This is a genomic window from Ruegeria atlantica, assembly GCF_001458195.1.
Taxonomy (GTDB): Bacteria; Pseudomonadota; Alphaproteobacteria; order Rhodobacterales; family Rhodobacteraceae; genus Ruegeria; species Ruegeria atlantica.
The window spans coordinates 71,885-91,299 of sequence record NZ_CYPU01000039.1 but is presented as its reverse complement, the minus strand read 5'-3'; the positions used below and the strand labels follow the sequence as shown (position 1 = coordinate 91,299).

The window sequence follows — 19,415 nt, the reverse complement described above, 5'->3', positions numbered from 1 at the left end:
TGCATCGGAATCAGCAACAGCCTATCCGGGTCAATTGTCCCGTGGTGGAGAGCCAAAGGTCTTTTTGGGCTCATCCGGCTTTCTCGGCAGCGCATTTGGGCCATCTGATACAGTCGGGGCCGGTGCGCGCAGCAAATTTCGTAGGAACAGGGGCGCAAGGCCAGACAGCGGATTTACGGAAACCTTTGGCTTCGTAAGCGGCCCGGTCAGGCTGTAGTTAAACCCGATGACCCCTTCGCCCTTTTTTGTGAAAACACTTCCGATTGCATTCACCAGATAGATCGGAGAGATCGCGCCACGCAGGTTTAGCATGCCCGCAACCGTATCGATCGTGCCGTCAAAGGACAAGCCGATGGACGGGCCAACGGCACTGCCGCTGAGGACTTTGATTTCGGTCGGGGTGATCCGCATGCGGCTATCGATAGTCGAGAAAAAGATCCCCTGCCCGGTCATCTCGTCCAAAAGTCCAACAAGACTGATCGCGTCCAATAGCGCAGCCATTGCCGGTGCGTCGGTAATGCGTGTGTTTAATATCTTGAGGATCACATCATAATTCCCCGGCGCGCTGACCGGTTCCAACTGCAAGTCCAAACTGCCGCCACGCGCCTGGGTGATCACACCAGCTGACCGCAGGACGGCCCCCGCGTCCTTCGACTTTATGTTCACGGCGCTACCGCTGTCGCGCGGGCTCACCTGACCGCTGACCGCCGTGCCGCCGTTTACATTTGCCGTAAAGGTGCCGTTCACCCCGCCTGTGGTTTGAAACGCGCCCCGGAACCCGGTCAGTGCAATGTCTTCGGTCACCTGCAGGCGGTCCAACAGAACATCGATCCTTGGACCTGGGCCTGACTCTCCTCCGCCACCGCCCTCGCCGAAGGTTGCGCGACCCAGATTCATGACACCGCCCTGAACGATGATATTGGGGACAGGTCCGCCGGTGTTGATCAATTCGGCTGGCACCGCCAGCCAGTTGCCCAGATCAAACGAACTGAACCGTATCCGGTCAAAGGCACCCCCGTCCCGGAAGAAGATCGAGGCTTTAGTGCGCAGCCCCGCGACATCAATCGTCAGATCATCCACTTTGGGCTTTTCACCCAGCGTGGCGTCCAGTGTCATCTTTCCGGTCGCCCCAGTCCCTTTGCGCCAGCCAAGTTCAGGAATCGCCATTCCGACCCCGGCGAGGTCCGAGGTCGCAGAGAGTGTGACCGGTTCATCCGCGCCGATTCCAACGGTGATATCCGCTGTGCCTTTTCCAGTCAGCATGCCCGGCGGCAGCGGCACCTTCAGCTCGTTCATCAGCAACGGCGACAGTTCAATCTGGCCCTTTAGTTCGCTGCGTTGAGGCCCGTCTCCGCCAATGGGCTGACGCCACGCGACCTGCATCGGCACTTGGCCGAATAATCCGTAGCCGTCGATCTTCACCTCGGTCTGATTGCCGGACAGGTTCAAAAGGTCAGCGCTGACGGAATAGTCAGGCACAAGTTTGTCGCTTTGCACATTGTCGATTTCACCGGTGTAGTGGAATTCGGTGTCGTGAAACTTCAGCCCCTTTTTCAGCGGCAATGACAAAGTGCCTGACAAGCTTACGTCACCAGCCGCCAGATCGACCGGCAAGTTGGCTTTAGACATCAGGCTAAGTGGTGGTCGGTCCAGCAGCGACAAGGCGGCCTCGACGCTGCCGCTCGCCTCGATCCGAGCAATCGCCGGTGTTCCGCCCTTGGCAGTTGTATCCGGGATGATGAACGAGGTTCCCGAGGCATCCACCGCGCCACCCTGATCGGCGATGACAACCCCTTTTTCAGCCGTGACGGTAAAGCGATCTTTCAGCAGGCTAAGCCGGCCCCGCCCGTCCTGGATCAGCGGCAAGGTCTTGGCAAACCTGATCTTGGCCTCATCGAACCCAAGGCCCAAATAGAGGTCCGGCTTACTGCCCGGATGCAAGCGTAGTGAAAACTCCACATCCGAAAACTGACCTTCGAACAGGTTTTCCGACACCCATTTCCGCGGGTTCGGCGCCAGTCTTTCGGGCCAGTATCGCAACAGGTTCTCGGACCCCATCTTGTCCAGTTGCGCATCAAACGCGGCATCCCAACCGTCGGGCTGACCGATCAACCTGCCCGTTGCGTGCAATTCGTGCAGCGCATCGGTGATGGTTAACTGCCCCAGCTGCAGCTCGAACGGCGCAAGCTTGAGTTGAAAATCCACATCCGCCCGCGCCGTTTCCAGCGATTCCGGGAACAGACCACCGGGGTAGATATCGATACTGTTCAGGGTCAGCTGTGACGTCAGGCTTTCAAGAACACCGTTTTCGACCCCGTTCAAATAGGCTTTGCCTTCGGCCTGCACGGCCCCCACATCGGACACGACAGAGGCCTCGTTGAATTCCAGAACATGGCGCGCGGGGTCATAGGTGAAATAGGCGCGCGCGGATTCGAACCCGATCGGGCGCGTCTCGGGTCTGGGCTGCAGGACACCCTCGCCCAGATTCAACGTCGCGAAAAGCGGACCCAGCGCGGCCTGCCCATCGACGCTGCCGCGCAACGCGCCGGAAATCGGAGCATTGAGCACCTGCAACCACGCCAGTGCAACGCTTTGGGTGGCGATGTCTTCCGAGGGAAGATCGGTGATCGAAACCCCAAAACTCGCCTGAGGTGTACCAAGCACACTGGTATAGTTCGCCTCGATCGTGCTGGCATAGTCGCGCCCGGTCAGCACCGAAAACCCGGTCGCCAGTCGCATTTCATCCCCGTCCCGGATGATCGAGATATGCCCGCCGTCAAACACCCAGGCCCGCCCCAGTCGCAGATCCTGATAATCCAGCGTCAGCGATTCCAGATCGACCGCCCGCAATCCTGACAGAAACGGGGACAGAAACACATCATCCGATTCCTCGATAAGCTGTGCCAGCGTCGGGGCCTTTTGCACCGGAGCACTACCCGACCCAACTGTCAGCGAAAGCGCACCGTCCTCACCACGGGTCAAAGCAATCTGCGCACCCAGCATAGTGATCCGCCGCGGTCTGATCTTGCCGCGCAGCAATTCACGCATCGACAGGCGTGTCCGCAAATCCGATATCTGAGCGATCTGACGCCCCGCCGCATCGCTGATGGTCACATCCGTCAATCGGATACGCGGGCGCCACTTTTCGTTTACGATAAAGCTGGCGTCCCCAAAGGTGAATTTCAGACCGCCAAGGCTGCGTTCCAGACGCGCTTCTACTTTCTGTGTGACCCATTCCGGCGCGTGCAGCTGTTTTCCGATCAAAAAGAACCAGCCCGCTCCGACCAGCAGGCACATTAAAAACAAGGTTCCGATGCTCCAGCGCGCGGCAATACGACGGCGTGACCGGCGGCGGACAGGCGTCTCGGGCCGGTCGCCACTTGCGTCTTCGTGCTGAGCCAATTTTTTATCCAAGTCTTTCAACCCGCTCGCGTCGCCCTATTATGCCGGGCAGCACTTAAAATCCTTTAGCGGAGTTTCCAATGCCCGACGTAACAGACATCGCCCCTGATTTCACATTACCCCGCGACGGCGGCGGCGAAGTGACCCTATCGGACCTGCGCGGCGGTGCCGTCGTTCTGTTTTTCTACCCCCGCGATGATACGCCGGGCTGCACCAAGGAATCCATCGGTTTCTCGGAACAACTTCAGGCCTTTGGTGATGCGGGGGCTCAAGTTTTTGGCATCTCGCGGGATAGTGTTGCCAAGCACGACAAGTTTGTTGCCAAACACAGCCTGACGACTCCGCTTTTGTCGGATGAAGGATCTTCGGTCTGCGAGGACTATGGCGTCTGGGTTGAAAAGAACATGTACGGCAAGAAATCCATGGGGATTCAACGCTCGACCTTTTTGATCGATGGCGAGGGCAAGATCGCCAGGGTCTGGCGCAAGGTCAAAGTCCCCGGCCATGTGGACGAGGTGCTTGAGGCTGCGCGCGCCCTGTAATCCTCTCGACCATGGCTGCCATCCGGTTTAAGAGCCGTCCACCTCAATCAGCGGAGACAACGCGGTGTCCAAAACACTGACTCAGATGGCGACCGAAGTCCTGACAACAGCGGATGGTCGTGAAAAGACCACCCTGTCCAAGCGCCATGCCGCAGCCTGGTTCGCTTCGCGCAAGGGCGACGCGCCTGAGATTGAGGTGGGAACCGCAACTCCGCCGCTGAGCCCTGCCCGCCCGGAAAAGCCCGAGCTGCTGTCGCCGCGTGAGGTTCCAAAGCGCAAGCCCGGGACCGAGGCTGGGCGTATTGCCCTGCTTCACGCAGTTGCGCATATCGAGTTGAACGCCGTTGACTTGCATTGGGATATCATCGCGCGATTTGGCCACGTGCCGATGCCGATCGGGTTCTACGATGACTGGGTCAAATGTGCCGAGGAAGAATCGCGGCATTTTGAGATGGTCTGTGACTGTCTGGAAAGCATGGGCAGCCACTATGGCGCCATGCCCGCGCATGCTGGAATGTGGCGCGCGGCCGAAGACACCGCCGAAGACCTGATGGGACGGCTGGCGGTTGTCCCCATGGTGCTTGAGGCGCGTGGGTTGGACGTGACACCCGGCATGATCGACATATTCCGCAAGTCCAAAGCCGAACAGGCCATCGCCGCGCTCGAGGTCATCTATGCCGAAGAAGTGGGCCACGTGGCTTATGGTTCAAAATGGTTCCATTTCCTGTGTGGGCGTGAAAACACAGATCCCAAGGATATGTTTCATCAATTGGTGCGCGAGTATTTCCATGGCGTCCTGAAGCCCCCGTTTAACGAAGAAAAACGGGCCGAGGCCGGGCTGCCGCCGGATTTCTATTGGCCTCTGACGGAGGACTTGGCATTGCCGGGACAGACGCAATAACGGGCTTTAGTTGACGATGTCGGCAATTTCTCGCCTAGAATCGGCGGCAAAATCCAGTAACGCAGGGTCGGTAAGTTAACAAACTTGCCCAAAACAAAATGCCGCTTTATGCACTTTGCCCAAGGGACGGCTATCACTCACGACCGATCCCGATCTTGGGGATGGAGAGGTGAGACGCGTGAGAACACGTCTGGCGATAAAATTACATTCATTGTTCGAGCGGCATTTTCCCGAACGCCGTGTCTTTCTGAAATCAGATAGTGATACGCGATTCATTCGGCTAAGCTCGGAAACGCAAGTTGTCGCTGTCGCTGGTGTGGCACTGTTCGTGGGTTGGACAGCCGTTGCGACCGCGATCCTTCTGATGGACAGCATCGGATCGGGTAACTTCCGGGAACAGGCTAAGCGCGATCAGGCAACCTATCAGGAACGTCTGAACATCATGTCCGTAGAGCGGGACATGCGTGCGCACGAAGCTCTGGCAGCACAGGACCGGTTCAACGCCGCGCTCAAGCAGATTTCGGCCATGCAGTCGGAACTGCTGGCGTCGGAAAACCGCCGCCGCGAGCTTGAGACCGGGATTGAGGTTATCCAGACCACGCTGCGCGCCACCATGAAACAGCGCGAAGAAGCACGTACTGAACTGGTCACGCTTCAGCAGGAAGCGGGCGAAGGCGACATGTACATGGCCGCCGTTGCCAACCCCGAACAGATGAATTTTATGACCGAAGCCCTGTCCCGCACCGCCGAGGAACGCGACCAGATTGCCGCCAATGCCAAGGACGCGCTGGAACAGCGTGACGATCTTGAGCTGGAAATCCGGCTGATGCAGGAACGCAGCGACGAGATTTTCCGCCAGTTGGAAGAGGCGATGGTGATCTCGGTCGAACCACTAGACAAGATGTTCCGCCAGGCCGGCATGCCCACCGACCGCATCATCGAAGAAGTCCGCCGCGGCTATAGCGGCATAGGCGGCCCCCTAACCCCTATTTCTTTCAGCACGCGCGGTGAGGAACTGACCCCCGACGAGATCCGCGCAAATACTCTGTTGCGACAGATGGATCAGTTGAACCTGTATCGAATTGCCGCAGCGAAAGCGCCGTTTGCAAGCCCCGTCAATTCCGTCGTGCGGTTCACGAGCGGTTACGGGAAGCGCCGCGACCCCAAGACAGGTGGTCGCCGCATGCATAACGGCGCCGATTTCGCCGGTGCCCATGGCACCGACATTTTTGCTACCGCCGACGGTGTGGTCACCCATGCCGGCTGGCAGTCCGGGTTTGGACGGCTGGTAAAAATCAAGCACGCGTTTGGAATTGAGACACTTTATGCCCATAACACGAAGATACGCGTGAAGGTTGGTCAAAGGGTCTCGCGCGGCGATCATATTGCTGATATGGGTAGCACCGGACGGTCGACCGGCACGCACCTGCACTATGAAGTTCGCGTGAATGGAAAACCTGTTAACCCAATGACTTACATCAAGGCTGCGAGAAATGTTTTCTAAGAGCAAAATCAACGAGCCCTCGTCCACTGCACCCGAGGCGGTAAAACCCGCTGCACCGGCGACACCGGCGGCCCCTGCACCGGCAGAAAACAAGGCCAGCACCGCGCCCAAGCCCAAGCCACCGGCATCGGTTCTGTCTTCGGACCTGCACATCACGGGCAACCTGAAGACCTCGGGCGATATCCAGGTCGAAGGCACTGTCGAAGGCGACATCCGTGCGCATCTGCTGACAATCGGTGAGACCGCCACCATCAAAGGTGAAGTCACTGCCGATGACGTCGTTATCAACGGCCGCATCGTGGGCCGTGTCCGCGGCTTGAAAGTTCGCCTGACCTCGTCCGCACGTGTCGAAGGCGACATCATCCACAAGACCATCGCGATCGAAAGCGGTGCGCATTTCGAAGGATCGGTTCAGCGTCAGGACGACCCCCTGAACCCGGGCCGCAGCGGCAAGGCGGGCGCGAACCCGGCAGCCGAGGTCAAGCAGTAACGCGGACCAGTTTCCAAGTTTCGAACGCCGCGGGGAAACCTGCGGCGTTTTTCATTTGACGGGGACGATTGAGTTTTCCGGTTCCAACCGCCCGGCGCGTCCTTATAGTGACTGTTATGTTGTTCTTTTTCACCGCCTTGGCGCTTATCGCCGGTTTCGTACTGTATCGCTACTGGTCCAAGTCCCGGGCGCGCCAACAGCTTTTGTCCACGCCCCTGACAGACCACCAACGCATCCTCATCGAACAGCAAGTGCCTCTGATCCGCCGCCTGCCCCTTGACCTGCGTGTCAAACTGGACGGCAAGGTAAATCTGTTTCTGGATCAGGTTCGTTTCTTTGGTTGCGACGGGCTGGACGTAACCGAGGAGATGGAACTGGCCATCGCCGCGCAGGCCTGTCTGCTTATTGTAAACAGCGATCTTTGGTATGAAAACCTGACAACGATCCTGATCTACCCGAACGCTTTTAAGTCTCGGCAGCGCCGACAAGAAGGATACGTCGTCAGCGAGAAAGAGATCGTGCGCACCGGTGAAAGCTGGGACCGGGGACCGGTTATTCTCTCCTGGACCCACAGCAAACTTGGCGCGCTGAATGACCATGACGGGCAGAACGTCGTACTGCATGAGTTCGCCCACCAGATAGACGATCTGTCCGGTGGCACCAACGGTGTCCCGATCCTGAGCGACGGGCAAAGCTTTGCTGAATGGGAGCGTGTCTTTCTGACCGCTTACGATACCCTTGTCCGCGCCGTCGAAAGCGGGCGACGCACCGTCATCGATGCGTACGGCGCGACCGGGCATGAAGAGTTCTTTGCCGTTTCCGTCGAGGTATTCTTGGAAAAACCCCGCGACCTCAAATCCGAAGCACCGGAAGTCTATGACCAACTTGCCAAACTGTTCCGACTGGACCCGGTTACCTGGGGTTAAGCGCGCTTAGGGTCCCACCGCCTCACTCCTGACCACTGCCAGTGAAATTTCCCCTTATCCAAACATTTCACAAAACATCATTTTCGAATTAGTCTTAAATTAGTGTTTTCAGGAGGATTTTTCATGTCATCAAAACTCATGGCCGAGTTCTTCGGTACGTTCTGGTTGGTTTTGGGCGGTTGCGGCAGCGCCGTTCTGGCCGCCGGGGTCGCCGATGTGGGCATCGGCTGGCTGGGCGTTGCCTTTGCCTTCGGCCTCACCGTTCTAACAATGGCCTATGCCGTCGGGCATATCTCGGGCGGCCATTTCAACCCTGCAGTTAGCCTTGGGCTGATGATCGGGGGACGGTTTCCGGCAAAGGACCTTATCCCCTATTGGATCGCTCAGGTTATCGGCGCAATTGCTGCGGCTGCCGTCCTGTATCTGATTGTCAGCGGCGCGCCCGGCTTTGAAGGCGTGGGTGGGTTTGCCTCGAACGGCTATGGTGAAGCATCACCCGAGGGCTATTCAATGATGTCCGCTCTGGTGATCGAGATCGTCATGACCGCGTTCTTCATCATCATCATCCTGGGGGCCACTTCCAGCGGCGCTCCTGCCGGGTTTGGCCCCATCGCAATCGGGCTTGGATTGACGTTGATCCACCTGATCTCGATCCCGGTGACCAACACATCGGTCAACCCGGCCCGGTCCACAGGGGTTGCTTTGTTCGCGGACGCGCCTGCCCTTGGGCAGCTCTGGCTGTTCTGGGTTGCACCCCTGATCGGTGGCGCAATCGGCGCGCTGATCTGGAAGGCGATGACAACAGACGACTAAAGGCCAAGCGGGGGATTATTTCCCCCGCTTTCTTCTTCCTAAGCTATCATCCCTGACAAGACGACGCAAAACCAGGGAGGTAGACATGCTTCGAACACTGATGGTCACTGCGATAACCTTGACCGCGACAGCGGGACTGGCACAGGATGCCTGGCTGACAATCCCCGAAACGCCCGCCATGCCCCAGGCCGCGTCCAGTGGTACCGCCAGCGTGAATGGCATGGACATGTATTACGCCACCTATGGATCGGCAGAGGGCACGCCCGTGCTGCTGATCCATGGCGGTCTGGCGCATGGCGATATCTGGGCAGCGCAAGTTGCTGATTTGGCCAGCGACCACAGTGTGATCGTGGCGGACACGCGGGGGCATGGCCGGTCCACCAATGACGGCAGCACCTACAGCTATGAATTGCTGGCGCAGGACTATCTGGCGCTGCTGGATCATCTGAATGTCGAACAGGTGCATCTGGTCGGATGGTCGGACGGTGCCAACATTGGCTACACGATCTCGACCACGGCGCCGGATCGTCTTGCCAGCCATTTTGCCCATGCGGGCAACGTTACTTTGGATGGGATTGACCCTTCAGTCGAAACCAACGAAGTCTTTGGGGCTTACGTAGGGATGATGGCTGAGGACTATGCCGCCATGTCCCCCACTCCGGACGGGTTCGAAGCGTTTCTGGGCGGTGTCGCAGCCATGTGGGCGACGGAAAAGCCCGGAGGGCTTGAGGGGCTGCAATCCGTAACCGCGCCCACTCTGGTCGTGCAGAGCGAACATGACGAAGCAATTCTGACCGAACACTCACAGGCGATTGCCGAGGCGATCCCGGGCGCTGAACTATTGATTTTGAAAGACGTCAGTCACTTTGCGTCATTTCAGGATCCGAATACATACACGCAAGCGATCCGAAACTTCATCGACCAATGACGAGAAACCCGGCGCTGGGGTAAGCGCCGGGTTCAAAGATCATTCGGTAACGGTGACTTTTTTCATCACGTCCGGCTGGCCGATCACCGCGCCATTCTGTCCCTCACCGCGTTTGATCGCATCTACCACGTCCATCCCGCCGGTCACCTGACCGACTACCGTGTACTGGCCGTTCAGGAACGGGCCCGGCTCGAACATGATGAAGAATTGCGAGTTGGCGCTGTTGGGGTTTTGCGCCCGCGCCATGCCGACAACTCCCCGGTCGAATTCGAAATCCGAAAATTCGGCCGGAAGGTCCGCACGGTCAGAACCGCCGGTACCGGCGCGACGCAAGTCGCCGCCCAGACGGCCATGCTCAACATCGCCGGTCTGAGCCATGAAGCCGTCGATCACGCGGTGAAACACCACGCCATCGTATTTCCCTTCGTTGGCCAGGGCAGCGATTTGCTCGACATGTTTCGGGGCCAGATCATCGAACAGGTCGATAGTGACGGTGCCATTGGCCCCCTCACCTTCGATCTCGACCTCAAGGCCCGTGGCCAGCGCCGGGCTGGCCAACAAGGCAAAAGCAGCAGCCAGCTTATACATCGGCTGCCACCTTGACGCTGATCATGCGGTCAGGGCTCATAGGCGGCTCGCCACGAACGATGGCGTCCACATGCTCCATCCCGTCGATGACGCGACCGTAAACGGTGTACTGACCGTTCAGGAAATGATTGTCGCCGAAGTTGATGAAGAACTGCGAGTTCGCCGAATCCGGGTTCTGCGAGCGGGCCGCACCCAAAGTGCCACGATCATGGGGCAGCTTCGAGAACTCGGCCGGAACGTTCGGCAGAGACGACCCACCGGTGCCCGCCATGCGCAGGTTGAATCCGTCTTCCATGTCGCCATGTTGCACGTCGCCGGTTTGCGCCATGAACCCGTCGATCACACGGTGGAAGGCCACGTTGTCATATTCGCCATTGCGCGCCAATTCCTTCATGCGGGCGCTGTGCTGCGGTGCCACGTCAGGCAGCAGCTCAATGACGACATTGCCGCCTTTGAGTTCGACGATGATTGTGTTTTCGGGATCCTTGATCTCGGCCATGAGGCCCTCCTGTCGTTTTATCTTGCGCAAATACCTATGCGCAGGGCGCGCGAATGCCAAGTGACGCATTGACCTGAGGGCAAAATGCAGGAAAAGAACCGCCTAAGTCACTTTCACATTTGTCGAGGATTGCGCGATGGGCTGGAAAACACTGGACGACATGGACCTGAACGGCAAACGCGTGCTGGTGCGCGTGGATATCAACGTGCCAGTGGTCGACGGGGTCGTGACCGACGCCACCCGTATTGAGCGCATCGTGCCGACCGTTAAGGACATATTGGCCGCTGGCGGCAAGCCCATCCTTCTGGCGCATTTCGGACGTCCGGGCGGAGAGCGCCGCCAGAACCTGTCGCTAAAGCAGCTTGTTCCGACGCTGGAGACGGCCTTTGGCACCAAGGTTCGGTTTGGCGATGACTGCGTGGGGATCGAGGCAGAAACCGCTGCGGCAAACCTGGGCGCTGGCGAGGTGCTTTTACTAGAAAACACGCGCTTTCACGCCGCGGAAACAAAGAACAGCCCTGATCTGGCCGCCGGCATGGCAAAGATGGGCGACGTGTACTGCAACGATGCTTTTTCGGCGGCGCACCGCGCGCATAGCTCGACTGAGGCGTTGGCCCGGTTGCTGCCCGCCTGTGCAGGCCGTCTGATGCAGCAAGAGTTGAGCGCGCTGGAAGCAGCTTTGGGAGCCCCAAAGCGCCCTGTCACAGCCGTCGTTGGCGGTGCCAAGGTTTCGACCAAGCTGGACCTGTTGGGCAACTTGATCGAAAAGGTAGATTACCTGATTATTGGCGGGGGCATGGCGAACACCTTCCTCGTCGCGCAAGGCGTGAATGTCGGCAAATCGCTGGCAGAAACGGCGATGAAAGACACAGCTGCCGAGATTCTGACCAAGGCCGAAACAACCGGCTGTCAGATTGTCCTGCCCCGCGATGTCGTGGTTGCCGAAAAGTTCGAGGCCCACGCCCCCAATCAGGTTCTACCAGCAGATCAATGTCCCGAAGACAGCATGATCCTTGACGCTGGTCCGGAAACCGTTGCGGAAATCACTGCGATTTTCGACAAGAGCCAAACGCTTATCTGGAACGGCCCGCTGGGTGCATTCGAGATTGAACCATTCGATGTTGCCACCAACTCAGCAGCCCTGAAAGCGGCTGAGCTGACACGGTCCGGACAGCTTGTGTCGGTCGCAGGCGGTGGTGACACGGTCGCTGCGCTGAATGCGTCCGGTGCTGCCAAGGACTTTTCATACATCTCGACTGCAGGGGGTGCCTTCCTGGAATGGATGGAAGGCAAAACGCTGCCCGGTGTTGCGGCACTGGATCAGTAACCCCTATCTGTCTGGCAATCGGCATTCATGGTACTCTCTTCGTCAAACCGGGAGATGCACCATGAAAGCTGTTGCCGTCCTTGCCACCACCCTGCTGCCCGTCACGACATATGCGCAATCCCACTGCAACGGGCACACACAGCTCGATCTCAATTTTTGCGCCAAAGAGAAATGGGAAGTGGCAGATCAGGATCTGAACAGCCTTTGGTCAGAGATCAAACCCTTATCGGACACGCGTGGTGATGGCCAAGCCCTGCTGACCGAGCAACGCGCCTGGCTGAAACGTCGTGACGCGACCTGTGACCCCGAGCTGGAAAGCGACGGTAGCGCGGCCCCCATGTTCTATTGGGCCTGCATGGAAGAACAAACCCTGCAGCGCAATCAAGCGCTTGAAGCCTGGCGATAACCACTTTTCAACCCAGCCAAATTTATGGGGCGAACATGTTTTTTCTGCTGATCATGAAAAATTGCGAATCGAGGGATTCACAAGCCGAATCACCTGTGACATAGTGCAGACAGATGTCCGAAAAGGGCACGTTTTTGAGGCAGATTTCATACGGCGGTAAACAGAGTGTCCCGTTCCCATCGGCCCGGTTTGGGCGCAGTTGCATTTTTCATGGTGGCTTTCACGTTAGGTGTTTATTTCACCTTTGCCGCCGTGCAAGGCGACTATGGCCTGTTCCGACGGGTCGAGATTGCAGCGGAACGGGACGCCCTGTCGCGCGACCTTGCCAAACTTGATGCCGAGATCACGGAAATGGAAAACCTGACGCGCCGCCTGTCAGACAATTATCTGGATCTGGATCTTCTGGATCAGCAGGCGCGGTCCGTGCTGGGCATGATCCGCTCGGATGAGATCGTCATCCGCTAAACCGATTTAGCGATGGTTCTTTGACCAAAGCACCCGACGGCCCGGAATGAAATGGCTCACGCGGAACTTGGCCTGACGCTTTCTTTAGTCGGAAATTCATACCCGAATTCGGATATCTCGGCGGCAAAGACATTCGCCACGATATCGACGTTCGCATTATCGAAATTCTTGCCGTAGAAAACACCGATATCATATTCTTTTCGGATACCAGAGTTCCAACGCCGATCACCCAGCGAGACATCTGTGGTCCCCCTCTCAGCCATTCTCTCAGCCATTAGGGTGTTAAAATCTGATTGCAAACTCTCGTAGCGCAGAACGCGGTCGACCGCCAATTGCCCATTCTCAGAATACAGTTGAAAGTCTGAAAAGAATCGCAGCTGCAAATTGCAGAACCGATGAAACGATTCCCCAACATCAACAATCTTGTACCCGCGCTGGTGCATCCAGAAAAAAAAGCAGAAACCGCCTTATCCTACAGGTTGCGTTCGACGCTGAAGCTGAAACATCCGTCGCAAAGGTCCACGAGATAAGTTCGCGCCACTGCGATTCCGTTGTGGGGATTGCGCGCCCGTAAGTGGTCTGCCGACCTTTCCCTTAGCAAACGCAACGAGCCGCGTACAATGAACTGCTTGCCCGCGCGCTGCTCTTCCTCCTCCTTGGTGAAGGGCGTCGCAAAATCGCCCTGTGCAAGGTGCTTACTAAGTGCAATTTAAATAGAAGTCCCAGCAGTCTTTTTTGTTTTGATAAACATAAGCTTATCTTGTCGCAGGATCATCATTCGGAAAGAACTCCACAGTTCGGGCGCGAGCATCTATAGCCCAACGTAACTTGTCAAAAAAGCGTAGCGCCGGTCAATCGGAGATAACATCCGGGAAATGGAACTGACGCAAAAGTGGCCTGAGTTTTGAAGCCGGACGGCTCGCCCTACGCTGCGTCACATTTCTGCTCGCCAGAAAGCAGGAAATGCTTTATGAAATAGTTTAACGCTAAACTATCTTGCCGAGAGGGGGAGATCGCCAACATGGCTGCGCGAAAAACCACAAAGAAACCAAACGTTTCTGCGGAAGAACTTACCGAATATTACCGTGAAATGCTGCTGATCCGCCGATTCGAAGAAAAGGCCGGTCAGCTCTATGGCATGGGTCTGATTGGCGGTTTCTGCCACCTCTATATTGGCCAAGAGGCCGTTGTCGTCGGCCTTGAGGCTGCGACTGAAGAAGGTGACAAGCGGATTACCTCTTACCGCGACCACGGTCACATGCTGGCTTGCGGCATGGATCCGGGTGGCGTGATGGCCGAGCTGACCGGTCGCATTGGCGGTCTGTCCAAAGGCAAGGGCGGCTCGATGCACATGTTCTCGAAAGAGAAGCATTTCTATGGCGGCCACGGCATTGTTGGCGCGCAGGTTCCGCTGGGTGCGGGTCTGGCATTTGCCGACAAATACAAAGGCAACGGTCGCGTGACCTTTACCTATTTCGGTGACGGTGCAGCGAACCAGGGCCAGGTTTATGAGACATTCAACATGGCCGCCCTTTGGGACCTGCCGGTAGTGTTCGTGATCGAGAACAACCAATACGCCATGGGTACAGCGCAGGCGCGTTCGACCTCGACCAAGGATATCTACCACCGCGGCGAAGCGTTCGGCATCCCCGGTGAGATCGTCAATGGCATGGATGTACTTGCAGTCAAAGCCGCAGGGGAAAAGGCTGTCGCGCACTGCCGTGCGGGTAAAGGCCCCTATATCCTCGAGATCAAGACCTACCGCTACCGCGGCCATTCGATGTCCGACCCGGCCAAGTACCGCACCCGCGAAGAAGTTCAGAAAGTTCGCGAGCAAAGCGACCCGATCGAACATGTGCGCGAGCTGCTGCTGACCGGCAAACACGCGACCGAGGATGATCTGAAGGCGATCGACAAAGAGATCAAAGAGATCGTCAATCAAGCCGCCGAATTCTCGAAAGAAAGCCCCGAGCCTTCCGTCGAAGAGCTCTGGACCGACATTTACGCCTGAGAGGACGACTAAGACATGGCAACCGAAATTCTCATGCCCGCCCTTTCGCCCACAATGGAAGAGGGCACATTGGCCAAGTGGCTGATCAAGGAAGGCGACACCGTATCCAGCGGCGACATCATGGCCGAGATCGAAACCGACAAGGCGACAATGGAGTTCGAAGCCGTCGATGAAGGCATCGTCGGCAAGATCCTGATCGCCGAAGGCACCGAAGGGGTAAAAGTGAACACTCCTATCGCGGTGCTGGTTGAAGAAGGCGAAGACGCCTCCGCCATTCCCGCAACTGCACCTGCGGCGGTGGCCGAGGCGGCCCCTGCGGCAGCGGAGACCGCTGCCCCTGCTGCAACCGCACCTGCCGCGCCTAAGGTGGATCTTTCCCCGGACTGGCCAGCAGATGCGCCGATGGAACAGCAGACCGTGCGTGAAGCTTTGCGCGATGCGATGGCCGAAGAAATGCGTGGTGACGAGGACGTCTACCTGATGGGCGAAGAAGTCGCCGAGTATCAAGGCGCCTACAAAATCAGCCAGGGCATGCTGGACGAGTTCGGCAGCAAGCGCGTGATCGACACCCCGATTACCGAACACGGGTTTGCCGGCATCGCCGTCGGATCCGCCATGGCCGGACTGAAACCGATTGTCGAGTTCATGACCTTCAACTTCGCCATGCAGGCGGTTGACCAGATCATCAACTCGGCGGCCAAGACGCTCTACATGTCCGGTGGTCAGATGGGTTGTCCTATCGTGTTCCGTGGCCCCAACGGTGCCGCTGCTCGCGTCGGCGCGCAGCACAGCCAGGATTACGCAGCGTGGTATATGCAAATACCGGGCCTGAAAGTGGTGATGCCCTATTCCGCAGCCGATGCAAAAGGTCTGTTGAAGTCGGCGATCCGCGATCCGAACCCGGTTGTGTTCTTAGAAAACGAAATCCTTTACGGTCGTTCTTTCGACATGCCGCAGGTGGACGATCTGACCGTCCCGCTGGGCAAGGCGCGTATCTGGCGCGAAGGCACGGATGTGACCATCGTCAGCTTTGGCATCGGCATGCAATATGCGCTTGAGGCCGCCGACAAGCTGGCCGAGGACGGTATCAGTGCCGAGGTGATCGACCTGCGCACCATCCGCCCAATGGACACAGGCGCGATTATCAACTCGGTGATGAAGACCAACCGTCTGGTGACCGTCGAAGAAGGCTGGCCGCAGGGCTCAGTCGGCGGCTACATCTCGTCCGTCGTGATGCAAGAGGCCTTCGACTATCTGGATGCGCCGGTCATCAACTGCACCGGCAAAGATGTCCCGATGCCTTATGCCGCAAATCTGGAAAAACTGGCCCTGATCACAACCGAAGAAGTGATCGCCGCCGTCAAACAAGTGACCTACCGGTAAGGAGCGACAGACAGATGCCTACAGAAATTCTGATGCCCGCCCTGTCGCCGACCATGGAGGAAGGCACCCTTGCTAAATGGCTGGTCAAGGAAGGCGACACCGTCTCGTCCGGCGACCTGCTGGCGGAGATTGAAACCGACAAAGCCACGATGGAATTCGAGGCCGTCGACGAAGGCACAATCGGCAAGATCCTGATCCCCGAAGGCACCGAAGGGGTCAAAGTAAACACCGCGATCGCGGTGCTGCTGGAAGACGGCGAAAGCGCGGATGACATTGCCGCAGCCCCTGCCGCTGCGCCGGCGGCTGCTCCTGCTGCTGCCGCGAGCAACGAGGCTGCCGCGCCAGCGGCACCCGAGGCGCCCGCCCCTGCTCCGGCTGCTCCGGCCAAGGCGGATGGCGGTCGGATCTTCGCATCTCCGCTGGCCCGCCGTATCGCGGCCCAGAAAGGTCTGGATCTGGCGCAGATCGCTGGTTCTGGCCCACATGGGCGGATCGTGAAAGCAGATGTCAAAGGCGCAACTGCAACTGCCCCGGCTCCGGCTGCCGCATCCGCACCCGCCGCTGCTGCACCGGCAGCCGCTGCAGCTCCGGCCGGTCCGTCCGCGGATGCTGTTGCCCGGATGTACGAAGGTCGCGACTACGAAGAGATCAAGCTTGACGGGATGCGCAAGACCATCGCTGCCCGCCTGTCCGAGGCCAAGCAGACGATCCCGCATTTCTACCTGCGCCGCGATATCAAGCTGGACGCGCTGCTCAAGTTCCGCAGCCAGCTGAACAAGCAGTTGGACGGCCGCGGCGTAAAGTTGAGCGTCAACGACTTCATCATCAAGGCCGTCGCCAACGCGCTGCAACAGGTTCCCGCCTGCAACGCTGTCTGGGCCGGTGACCGGGTTCTGCAATTGAAACCCTCGGACGTAGCGGTCGCGGTTGCGATCGAAGGCGGTCTGTTCACACCGGTCCTGCAGGACGCCGACACCAAGTCGCTGTCCGCGCTCTCGGCTGAGATGAAGGACCTTGCCGGTCGCGCGCGTGAGCGCAAGCTGGCCCCGCATGAATATCAGGGGGGCACCTTCGCGGTCTCGAACCTCGGCATGTTCGGCATCGACAATTTCGATGCCATCGTGAACCCGCCGCACGCGGGCATCTTGGCAGTGGGAACCGGGCTGAAAAAACCGGTTGTCGGCGATGACGGTGAACTGACAGTAGCTACTGTTATGTCGGTCACAATGTCCGTCGATCACCGTGTCATTGACGGTGCGCTTGGTGCCCAGTTGCTGCAAGCCATTGTGGACAACCTGGAAAACCCGATGGTCATGCTGGCCTAAGGAAAAATTAGGGTCGCGCCAATACCAGACCGTCGCGGCCCAACCAGATCACAACTGTCATGTGAGCGCTTGTGATCACCGCGCGTGTTGCGCCGGTACCTACCCTCAACCACCTTGTCTGAATGAAAATCACGGACACAGGTGCCCTATGACTTCTACCTTTTCTGTAAACTGTTTGCTGGTTGCAGCCCTTGTGTTTGGTATGCCGACGGTTGCGGCGGCTAAGCCCAATACCTATCCGGGCGAACATTCCGCCTTCAGTTCTGATCCAGCCGAAACGGCTAAACGTGAAGCTGAACGCGCGAAAAGGAAAGAAGAACGAAAAAAGCGGCGTGAAGAACAGCGGCGCAAACGGTCGATCAAAAAGAACGACCGCTTGAACTGACTTGAGTTACTGGTCTTTGCCCAGCATGTGATCCATCGAGATCGAAGGTTGATCGCACCCGGCCTCTCCGACGATCTTCGCCGGTATTCCAGCCACGGTTTTGCACGCAGGCACTTCCTGCAGCACCACCGAGCCTGCAGCAATACGACTGCAATGCCCAACTACGATATTGCCCAGAACCTTGGCACCTGCCCCGATCAGCACGCCATCGCCAATTGTGGGGTGGCGCTGTTCTTCTTCCTTACCGGTCCCGCCAAGGGTCACCGAATGCAACATCGACACGTTGTCGCCGACGATCGCCGTTTCACCAATCACGATCGAATGCGCGTGGTCGATCATGATACCTTTGCCGATCTTTGCCGCAGGGTGGATATCAATCCCGAAGATCTCGGACGAGCGCATCTGAAAGAAATACGCCAGATCATAACGCCCCTTGCGCCACAACCAGTGCCCCACACGATAGGCTTGCATCGCCTGATACCCTTTGAAGTAAAGGATTGGTTGCAACAGGCGGTGGCAGGCCGGGTCGCGTTCGTAGACGGCCATCAAATCCGCGCGCGCAGCTTCGAGCAGTGCGGGGTCGTCGGCGTAGGCTTCGTCCACGATCTCGCGCAGCACCATCATCGACATTTCGTTCGAGCACAGCTTGGCCGCAATCCGGTAGGACAGCGCCCGTTCCAGGCTGCGGTGGTGCAAGATACAGGCGTGAACCAGCCCACCCATCAAAGGCTCAATCTCAACTGCCGACTGAGCTTCGGCGGTGATGCGATCCCAAACAGGGTCGACGGGGGTCACGTGGCTGCGCGTTTCGAACATGGCTTTTCATCCTTTGCTGCGCCTAGAATGCCATTTAGTTGTAAAATCACCAAACGCAAACCCGTGATCTGCAGGGCAACGAAAATGAATGAAACCCAGTTGGAGGATTTCGAAGCCCGTATCCGCGCGCGATTGGACGAATTGGCCGCGCATTCTGCGCTTGGAACCGAGGCACAGGCAATTGTTGAACTGGACCAACAGGCAGTCGGGCGGCTCAGCCGGATGGACGCCCTGCAAAATCAGGCCATGGCCAAGGCTCAGCAAGCGAATCGGGATATCGAAACACACCGATTGTCAGTGGCCCTGACCCGGATCAAAGATGGTGAATTCGGGTATTGCGAGGATTGCGGCGAAGAGATTCCGGTTGGTCGTCTGAACCTTGATCCAGCGGCCAGCAAGTGCGTCAGCTGCGCATCCGGGTAACGCGGAATTGAACCAGGCATCGCAGAACCATCTCAAAACACTGGCAATATTTCAAATCGTCAAAGCTTGGCTCGTTGGCCAATGGCCGGGTTCGGGCCACTGTCATCAATGAGCCATTACCAAACAGCGGGTGTAGCCGGCCTGTATGGCCGACATAGATGTCGGCCAGTTCAGCTTCGTTGATCATTCTGGTGCACAGGCGTTCCCGGTCGGAAGGCGGCGCGTTTAGCAACACCCGCGCCGCGGCACTTACATCGCCGTGCAAAACAGGACGCATACGT

Annotated in this window: 21 protein-coding genes; 15 read left to right on the top strand and 6 right to left on the bottom strand. The window is 58.0% G+C overall.

What is annotated here, in order from left to right:
- Nucleotides 1-30: 30 nt before the first annotated feature.
- Nucleotides 31-3,414 (bottom strand): YhdP family protein, encoded by a 3,384-nt coding sequence (locus tag RUA4292_RS10380; RefSeq protein WP_233493414.1) that lies wholly within the window; start codon nt 3,412-3,414, stop codon nt 31-33.
- Between the two features lie 68 nt (nt 3,415-3,482).
- Here RUA4292_RS10380 and RUA4292_RS10375 point away from each other — a divergent pair, with 68 nt between their 5' ends.
- The 7 genes from RUA4292_RS10375 to RUA4292_RS10345 all read left to right on the top strand — a co-directional run bounded on the left by RUA4292_RS10375 (nt 3,483) and on the right by RUA4292_RS10345 (nt 9,506).
- Nucleotides 3,483-3,944, top strand: a complete 462-nt coding sequence (locus RUA4292_RS10375; protein ID WP_058277525.1) for a peroxiredoxin — start codon at nt 3,483-3,485, stop codon at nt 3,942-3,944.
- A gap of 85 nt (nt 3,945-4,029) precedes the next feature.
- On the top strand, nt 4,030-4,845 hold the full coding sequence (locus RUA4292_RS10370) for a ferritin-like domain-containing protein (protein ID WP_058277524.1): 816 nt from the start codon (nt 4,030-4,032) through the stop codon (nt 4,843-4,845).
- 178 nt (nt 4,846-5,023) lie between these two features.
- Entirely contained in the window at nt 5,024-6,349 is a 1,326-nt protein-coding gene (locus RUA4292_RS10365; protein ID WP_058277523.1) for a M23 family metallopeptidase, read from the top strand.
- Nucleotides 6,339-6,839, top strand: a complete 501-nt coding sequence (locus RUA4292_RS10360) for a bactofilin family protein (RefSeq protein WP_058277522.1) — start codon at nt 6,339-6,341, stop codon at nt 6,837-6,839. The genes RUA4292_RS10365 and RUA4292_RS10360 overlap by 11 nt, the downstream gene beginning before the upstream one ends.
- Nucleotides 6,840-6,955: 116 nt before the next feature.
- Entirely contained in the window at nt 6,956-7,765 is an 810-nt protein-coding gene (locus RUA4292_RS10355) for a M90 family metallopeptidase (RefSeq protein ID WP_058277521.1), read from the top strand.
- Between the two features lie 123 nt (nt 7,766-7,888).
- Entirely contained in the window at nt 7,889-8,578 is a 690-nt protein-coding gene (gene aqpZ, locus RUA4292_RS10350) for an aquaporin Z (RefSeq protein WP_058277520.1), read from the top strand.
- A gap of 85 nt (nt 8,579-8,663) precedes the next feature.
- Nucleotides 8,664-9,506 carry an alpha/beta fold hydrolase gene (locus RUA4292_RS10345; protein WP_058277519.1) on the top strand — a complete coding sequence of 281 codons (843 nt, stop codon included), beginning with the start codon at nt 8,664-8,666 and terminating at the stop codon, nt 9,504-9,506.
- Between the two features lie 39 nt (nt 9,507-9,545).
- On the opposite strand, the gene RUA4292_RS10340 is transcribed toward RUA4292_RS10345, so the two are convergent.
- On the bottom strand, nt 9,546-10,094 hold the full coding sequence (locus RUA4292_RS10340) for a peptidylprolyl isomerase (RefSeq protein ID WP_058277518.1): 549 nt from the start codon (nt 10,092-10,094) through the stop codon (nt 9,546-9,548).
- The gene (locus RUA4292_RS10335; protein WP_058278144.1) at nt 10,087-10,593 is read right to left on the bottom strand and encodes a peptidylprolyl isomerase; all 507 of its coding nucleotides are present in this window, start codon (nt 10,591-10,593) and stop codon (nt 10,087-10,089) included. Before RUA4292_RS10335 ends, RUA4292_RS10340 begins: the two co-directional genes overlap by 8 nt.
- A 136-nt stretch (nt 10,594-10,729) precedes the next feature.
- On the opposite strand from RUA4292_RS10335, the gene RUA4292_RS10330 reads away from it, so the two are divergent.
- From RUA4292_RS10330 to RUA4292_RS10320, 3 genes are all read left to right on the top strand, one after another.
- Nucleotides 10,730-11,920 carry a phosphoglycerate kinase gene (locus RUA4292_RS10330; RefSeq protein WP_058277517.1) on the top strand — a complete coding sequence of 397 codons (1,191 nt, stop codon included), beginning with the start codon at nt 10,730-10,732 and terminating at the stop codon, nt 11,918-11,920.
- 61 nt (nt 11,921-11,981) lie between these two features.
- Nucleotides 11,982-12,326, top strand: a complete 345-nt coding sequence (locus RUA4292_RS10325; RefSeq protein WP_058277516.1) for a lysozyme inhibitor LprI family protein — start codon at nt 11,982-11,984, stop codon at nt 12,324-12,326.
- Nucleotides 12,327-12,491: 165 nt separating this feature from the next.
- Nucleotides 12,492-12,791 carry an FtsB family cell division protein gene (locus RUA4292_RS10320; RefSeq protein ID WP_058273997.1) on the top strand — a complete coding sequence of 100 codons (300 nt, stop codon included), beginning with the start codon at nt 12,492-12,494 and terminating at the stop codon, nt 12,789-12,791.
- A 56-nt stretch (nt 12,792-12,847) separates the two neighbouring features.
- On the opposite strand, the gene RUA4292_RS24470 is transcribed toward RUA4292_RS10320, so the two are convergent.
- The gene (locus RUA4292_RS24470) at nt 12,848-13,054 is read right to left on the bottom strand and encodes a hypothetical protein (protein ID WP_145974938.1); all 207 of its coding nucleotides are present in this window, start codon (nt 13,052-13,054) and stop codon (nt 12,848-12,850) included.
- Between the two features lie 758 nt (nt 13,055-13,812).
- On the opposite strand from RUA4292_RS24470, the gene pdhA reads away from it, so the two are divergent.
- From pdhA to RUA4292_RS10295, 4 genes are all read left to right on the top strand, one after another.
- A complete protein-coding gene (gene pdhA / locus RUA4292_RS10310; RefSeq protein WP_058273998.1) occupies nt 13,813-14,802 on the top strand; it encodes a pyruvate dehydrogenase (acetyl-transferring) E1 component subunit alpha in 990 nt (329 codons plus the stop codon).
- A 15-nt stretch (nt 14,803-14,817) separates the two neighbouring features.
- A complete protein-coding gene (locus RUA4292_RS10305; RefSeq protein ID WP_058277514.1) occupies nt 14,818-16,185 on the top strand; it encodes a pyruvate dehydrogenase complex E1 component subunit beta in 1,368 nt (455 codons plus the stop codon).
- A gap of 14 nt (nt 16,186-16,199) precedes the next feature.
- Nucleotides 16,200-17,510: a pyruvate dehydrogenase complex dihydrolipoamide acetyltransferase gene (locus RUA4292_RS10300; protein WP_058277513.1), complete on the top strand. Its 1,311-nt coding sequence runs from the start codon at nt 16,200-16,202 to the stop codon at nt 17,508-17,510.
- A gap of 148 nt (nt 17,511-17,658) precedes the next feature.
- Nucleotides 17,659-17,895 (top strand): hypothetical protein, encoded by a 237-nt coding sequence (locus tag RUA4292_RS10295; protein WP_058277512.1) that lies wholly within the window; start codon nt 17,659-17,661, stop codon nt 17,893-17,895.
- A 6-nt stretch (nt 17,896-17,901) separates the two neighbouring features.
- Here RUA4292_RS10295 and cysE read toward each other — a convergent pair whose 3' ends face one another.
- Nucleotides 17,902-18,711 (bottom strand): serine O-acetyltransferase, encoded by an 810-nt coding sequence (gene cysE, locus RUA4292_RS10290; RefSeq protein WP_058277511.1) that lies wholly within the window; start codon nt 18,709-18,711, stop codon nt 17,902-17,904.
- A gap of 84 nt (nt 18,712-18,795) precedes the next feature.
- Here cysE and RUA4292_RS10285 point away from each other — a divergent pair, with 84 nt between their 5' ends.
- Nucleotides 18,796-19,134, top strand: a complete 339-nt coding sequence (locus tag RUA4292_RS10285; RefSeq protein WP_058278143.1) for a TraR/DksA family transcriptional regulator — start codon at nt 18,796-18,798, stop codon at nt 19,132-19,134.
- Here RUA4292_RS10285 and RUA4292_RS10280 read toward each other — a convergent pair.
- Nucleotides 19,115-19,411 carry a DUF7742 family protein gene (locus RUA4292_RS10280; RefSeq protein WP_058277510.1) on the bottom strand — a complete coding sequence of 99 codons (297 nt, stop codon included), beginning with the start codon at nt 19,409-19,411 and terminating at the stop codon, nt 19,115-19,117. The two genes, RUA4292_RS10285 and RUA4292_RS10280, sit on opposite strands and share 20 nt — an antisense overlap.
- Nucleotides 19,412-19,415: the final 4 nt, after the last annotated feature.

Bases quoted from the DNA above. Each gene is read 5' to 3' on its own strand.
- RUA4292_RS10325 (WP_058277516.1), top strand. From the start codon at position 11,982: ATGAAAGCTGTTGCCGTCCTTGCCACCACCCTGCTGCCCGTCACGACA.
- RUA4292_RS10330 (WP_058277517.1), top strand. From the start codon at position 10,730: ATGGGCTGGAAAACACTGGACGACATGGACCTGAACGGCAAACGCGTG.
- RUA4292_RS10340 (WP_058277518.1), bottom strand. From the start codon at position 10,094: ATGTATAAGCTGGCTGCTGCTTTTGCCTTGTTGGCCAGCCCGGCGCTG.
- RUA4292_RS10335 (WP_058278144.1), bottom strand. From the start codon at position 10,593: ATGGCCGAGATCAAGGATCCCGAAAACACAATCATCGTCGAACTCAAA.
- RUA4292_RS10360 (WP_058277522.1), top strand. From the start codon at position 6,339: ATGTTTTCTAAGAGCAAAATCAACGAGCCCTCGTCCACTGCACCCGAG.
- RUA4292_RS10300 (WP_058277513.1), top strand. From the start codon at position 16,200: ATGCCTACAGAAATTCTGATGCCCGCCCTGTCGCCGACCATGGAGGAA.
- RUA4292_RS10345 (WP_058277519.1), top strand. From the start codon at position 8,664: ATGCTTCGAACACTGATGGTCACTGCGATAACCTTGACCGCGACAGCG.
- RUA4292_RS24470 (WP_145974938.1), bottom strand. From the start codon at position 13,054: ATGGCTGAGAGGGGGACCACAGATGTCTCGCTGGGTGATCGGCGTTGG.
- RUA4292_RS10355 (WP_058277521.1), top strand. From the start codon at position 6,956: ATGTTGTTCTTTTTCACCGCCTTGGCGCTTATCGCCGGTTTCGTACTG.
- pdhA (WP_058273998.1), top strand. From the start codon at position 13,813: ATGGCTGCGCGAAAAACCACAAAGAAACCAAACGTTTCTGCGGAAGAA.
- RUA4292_RS10285 (WP_058278143.1), top strand. From the start codon at position 18,796: ATGAATGAAACCCAGTTGGAGGATTTCGAAGCCCGTATCCGCGCGCGA.
- RUA4292_RS10375 (WP_058277525.1), top strand. From the start codon at position 3,483: ATGCCCGACGTAACAGACATCGCCCCTGATTTCACATTACCCCGCGAC.
- RUA4292_RS10370 (WP_058277524.1), top strand. From the start codon at position 4,030: ATGGCGACCGAAGTCCTGACAACAGCGGATGGTCGTGAAAAGACCACC.
- RUA4292_RS10295 (WP_058277512.1), top strand. From the start codon at position 17,659: ATGACTTCTACCTTTTCTGTAAACTGTTTGCTGGTTGCAGCCCTTGTG.
- RUA4292_RS10305 (WP_058277514.1), top strand. From the start codon at position 14,818: ATGGCAACCGAAATTCTCATGCCCGCCCTTTCGCCCACAATGGAAGAG.
- aqpZ (WP_058277520.1), top strand. From the start codon at position 7,889: ATGTCATCAAAACTCATGGCCGAGTTCTTCGGTACGTTCTGGTTGGTT.
- RUA4292_RS10280 (WP_058277510.1), bottom strand. From the start codon at position 19,411: ATGCGTCCTGTTTTGCACGGCGATGTAAGTGCCGCGGCGCGGGTGTTG.
- cysE (WP_058277511.1), bottom strand. From the start codon at position 18,711: ATGTTCGAAACGCGCAGCCACGTGACCCCCGTCGACCCTGTTTGGGAT.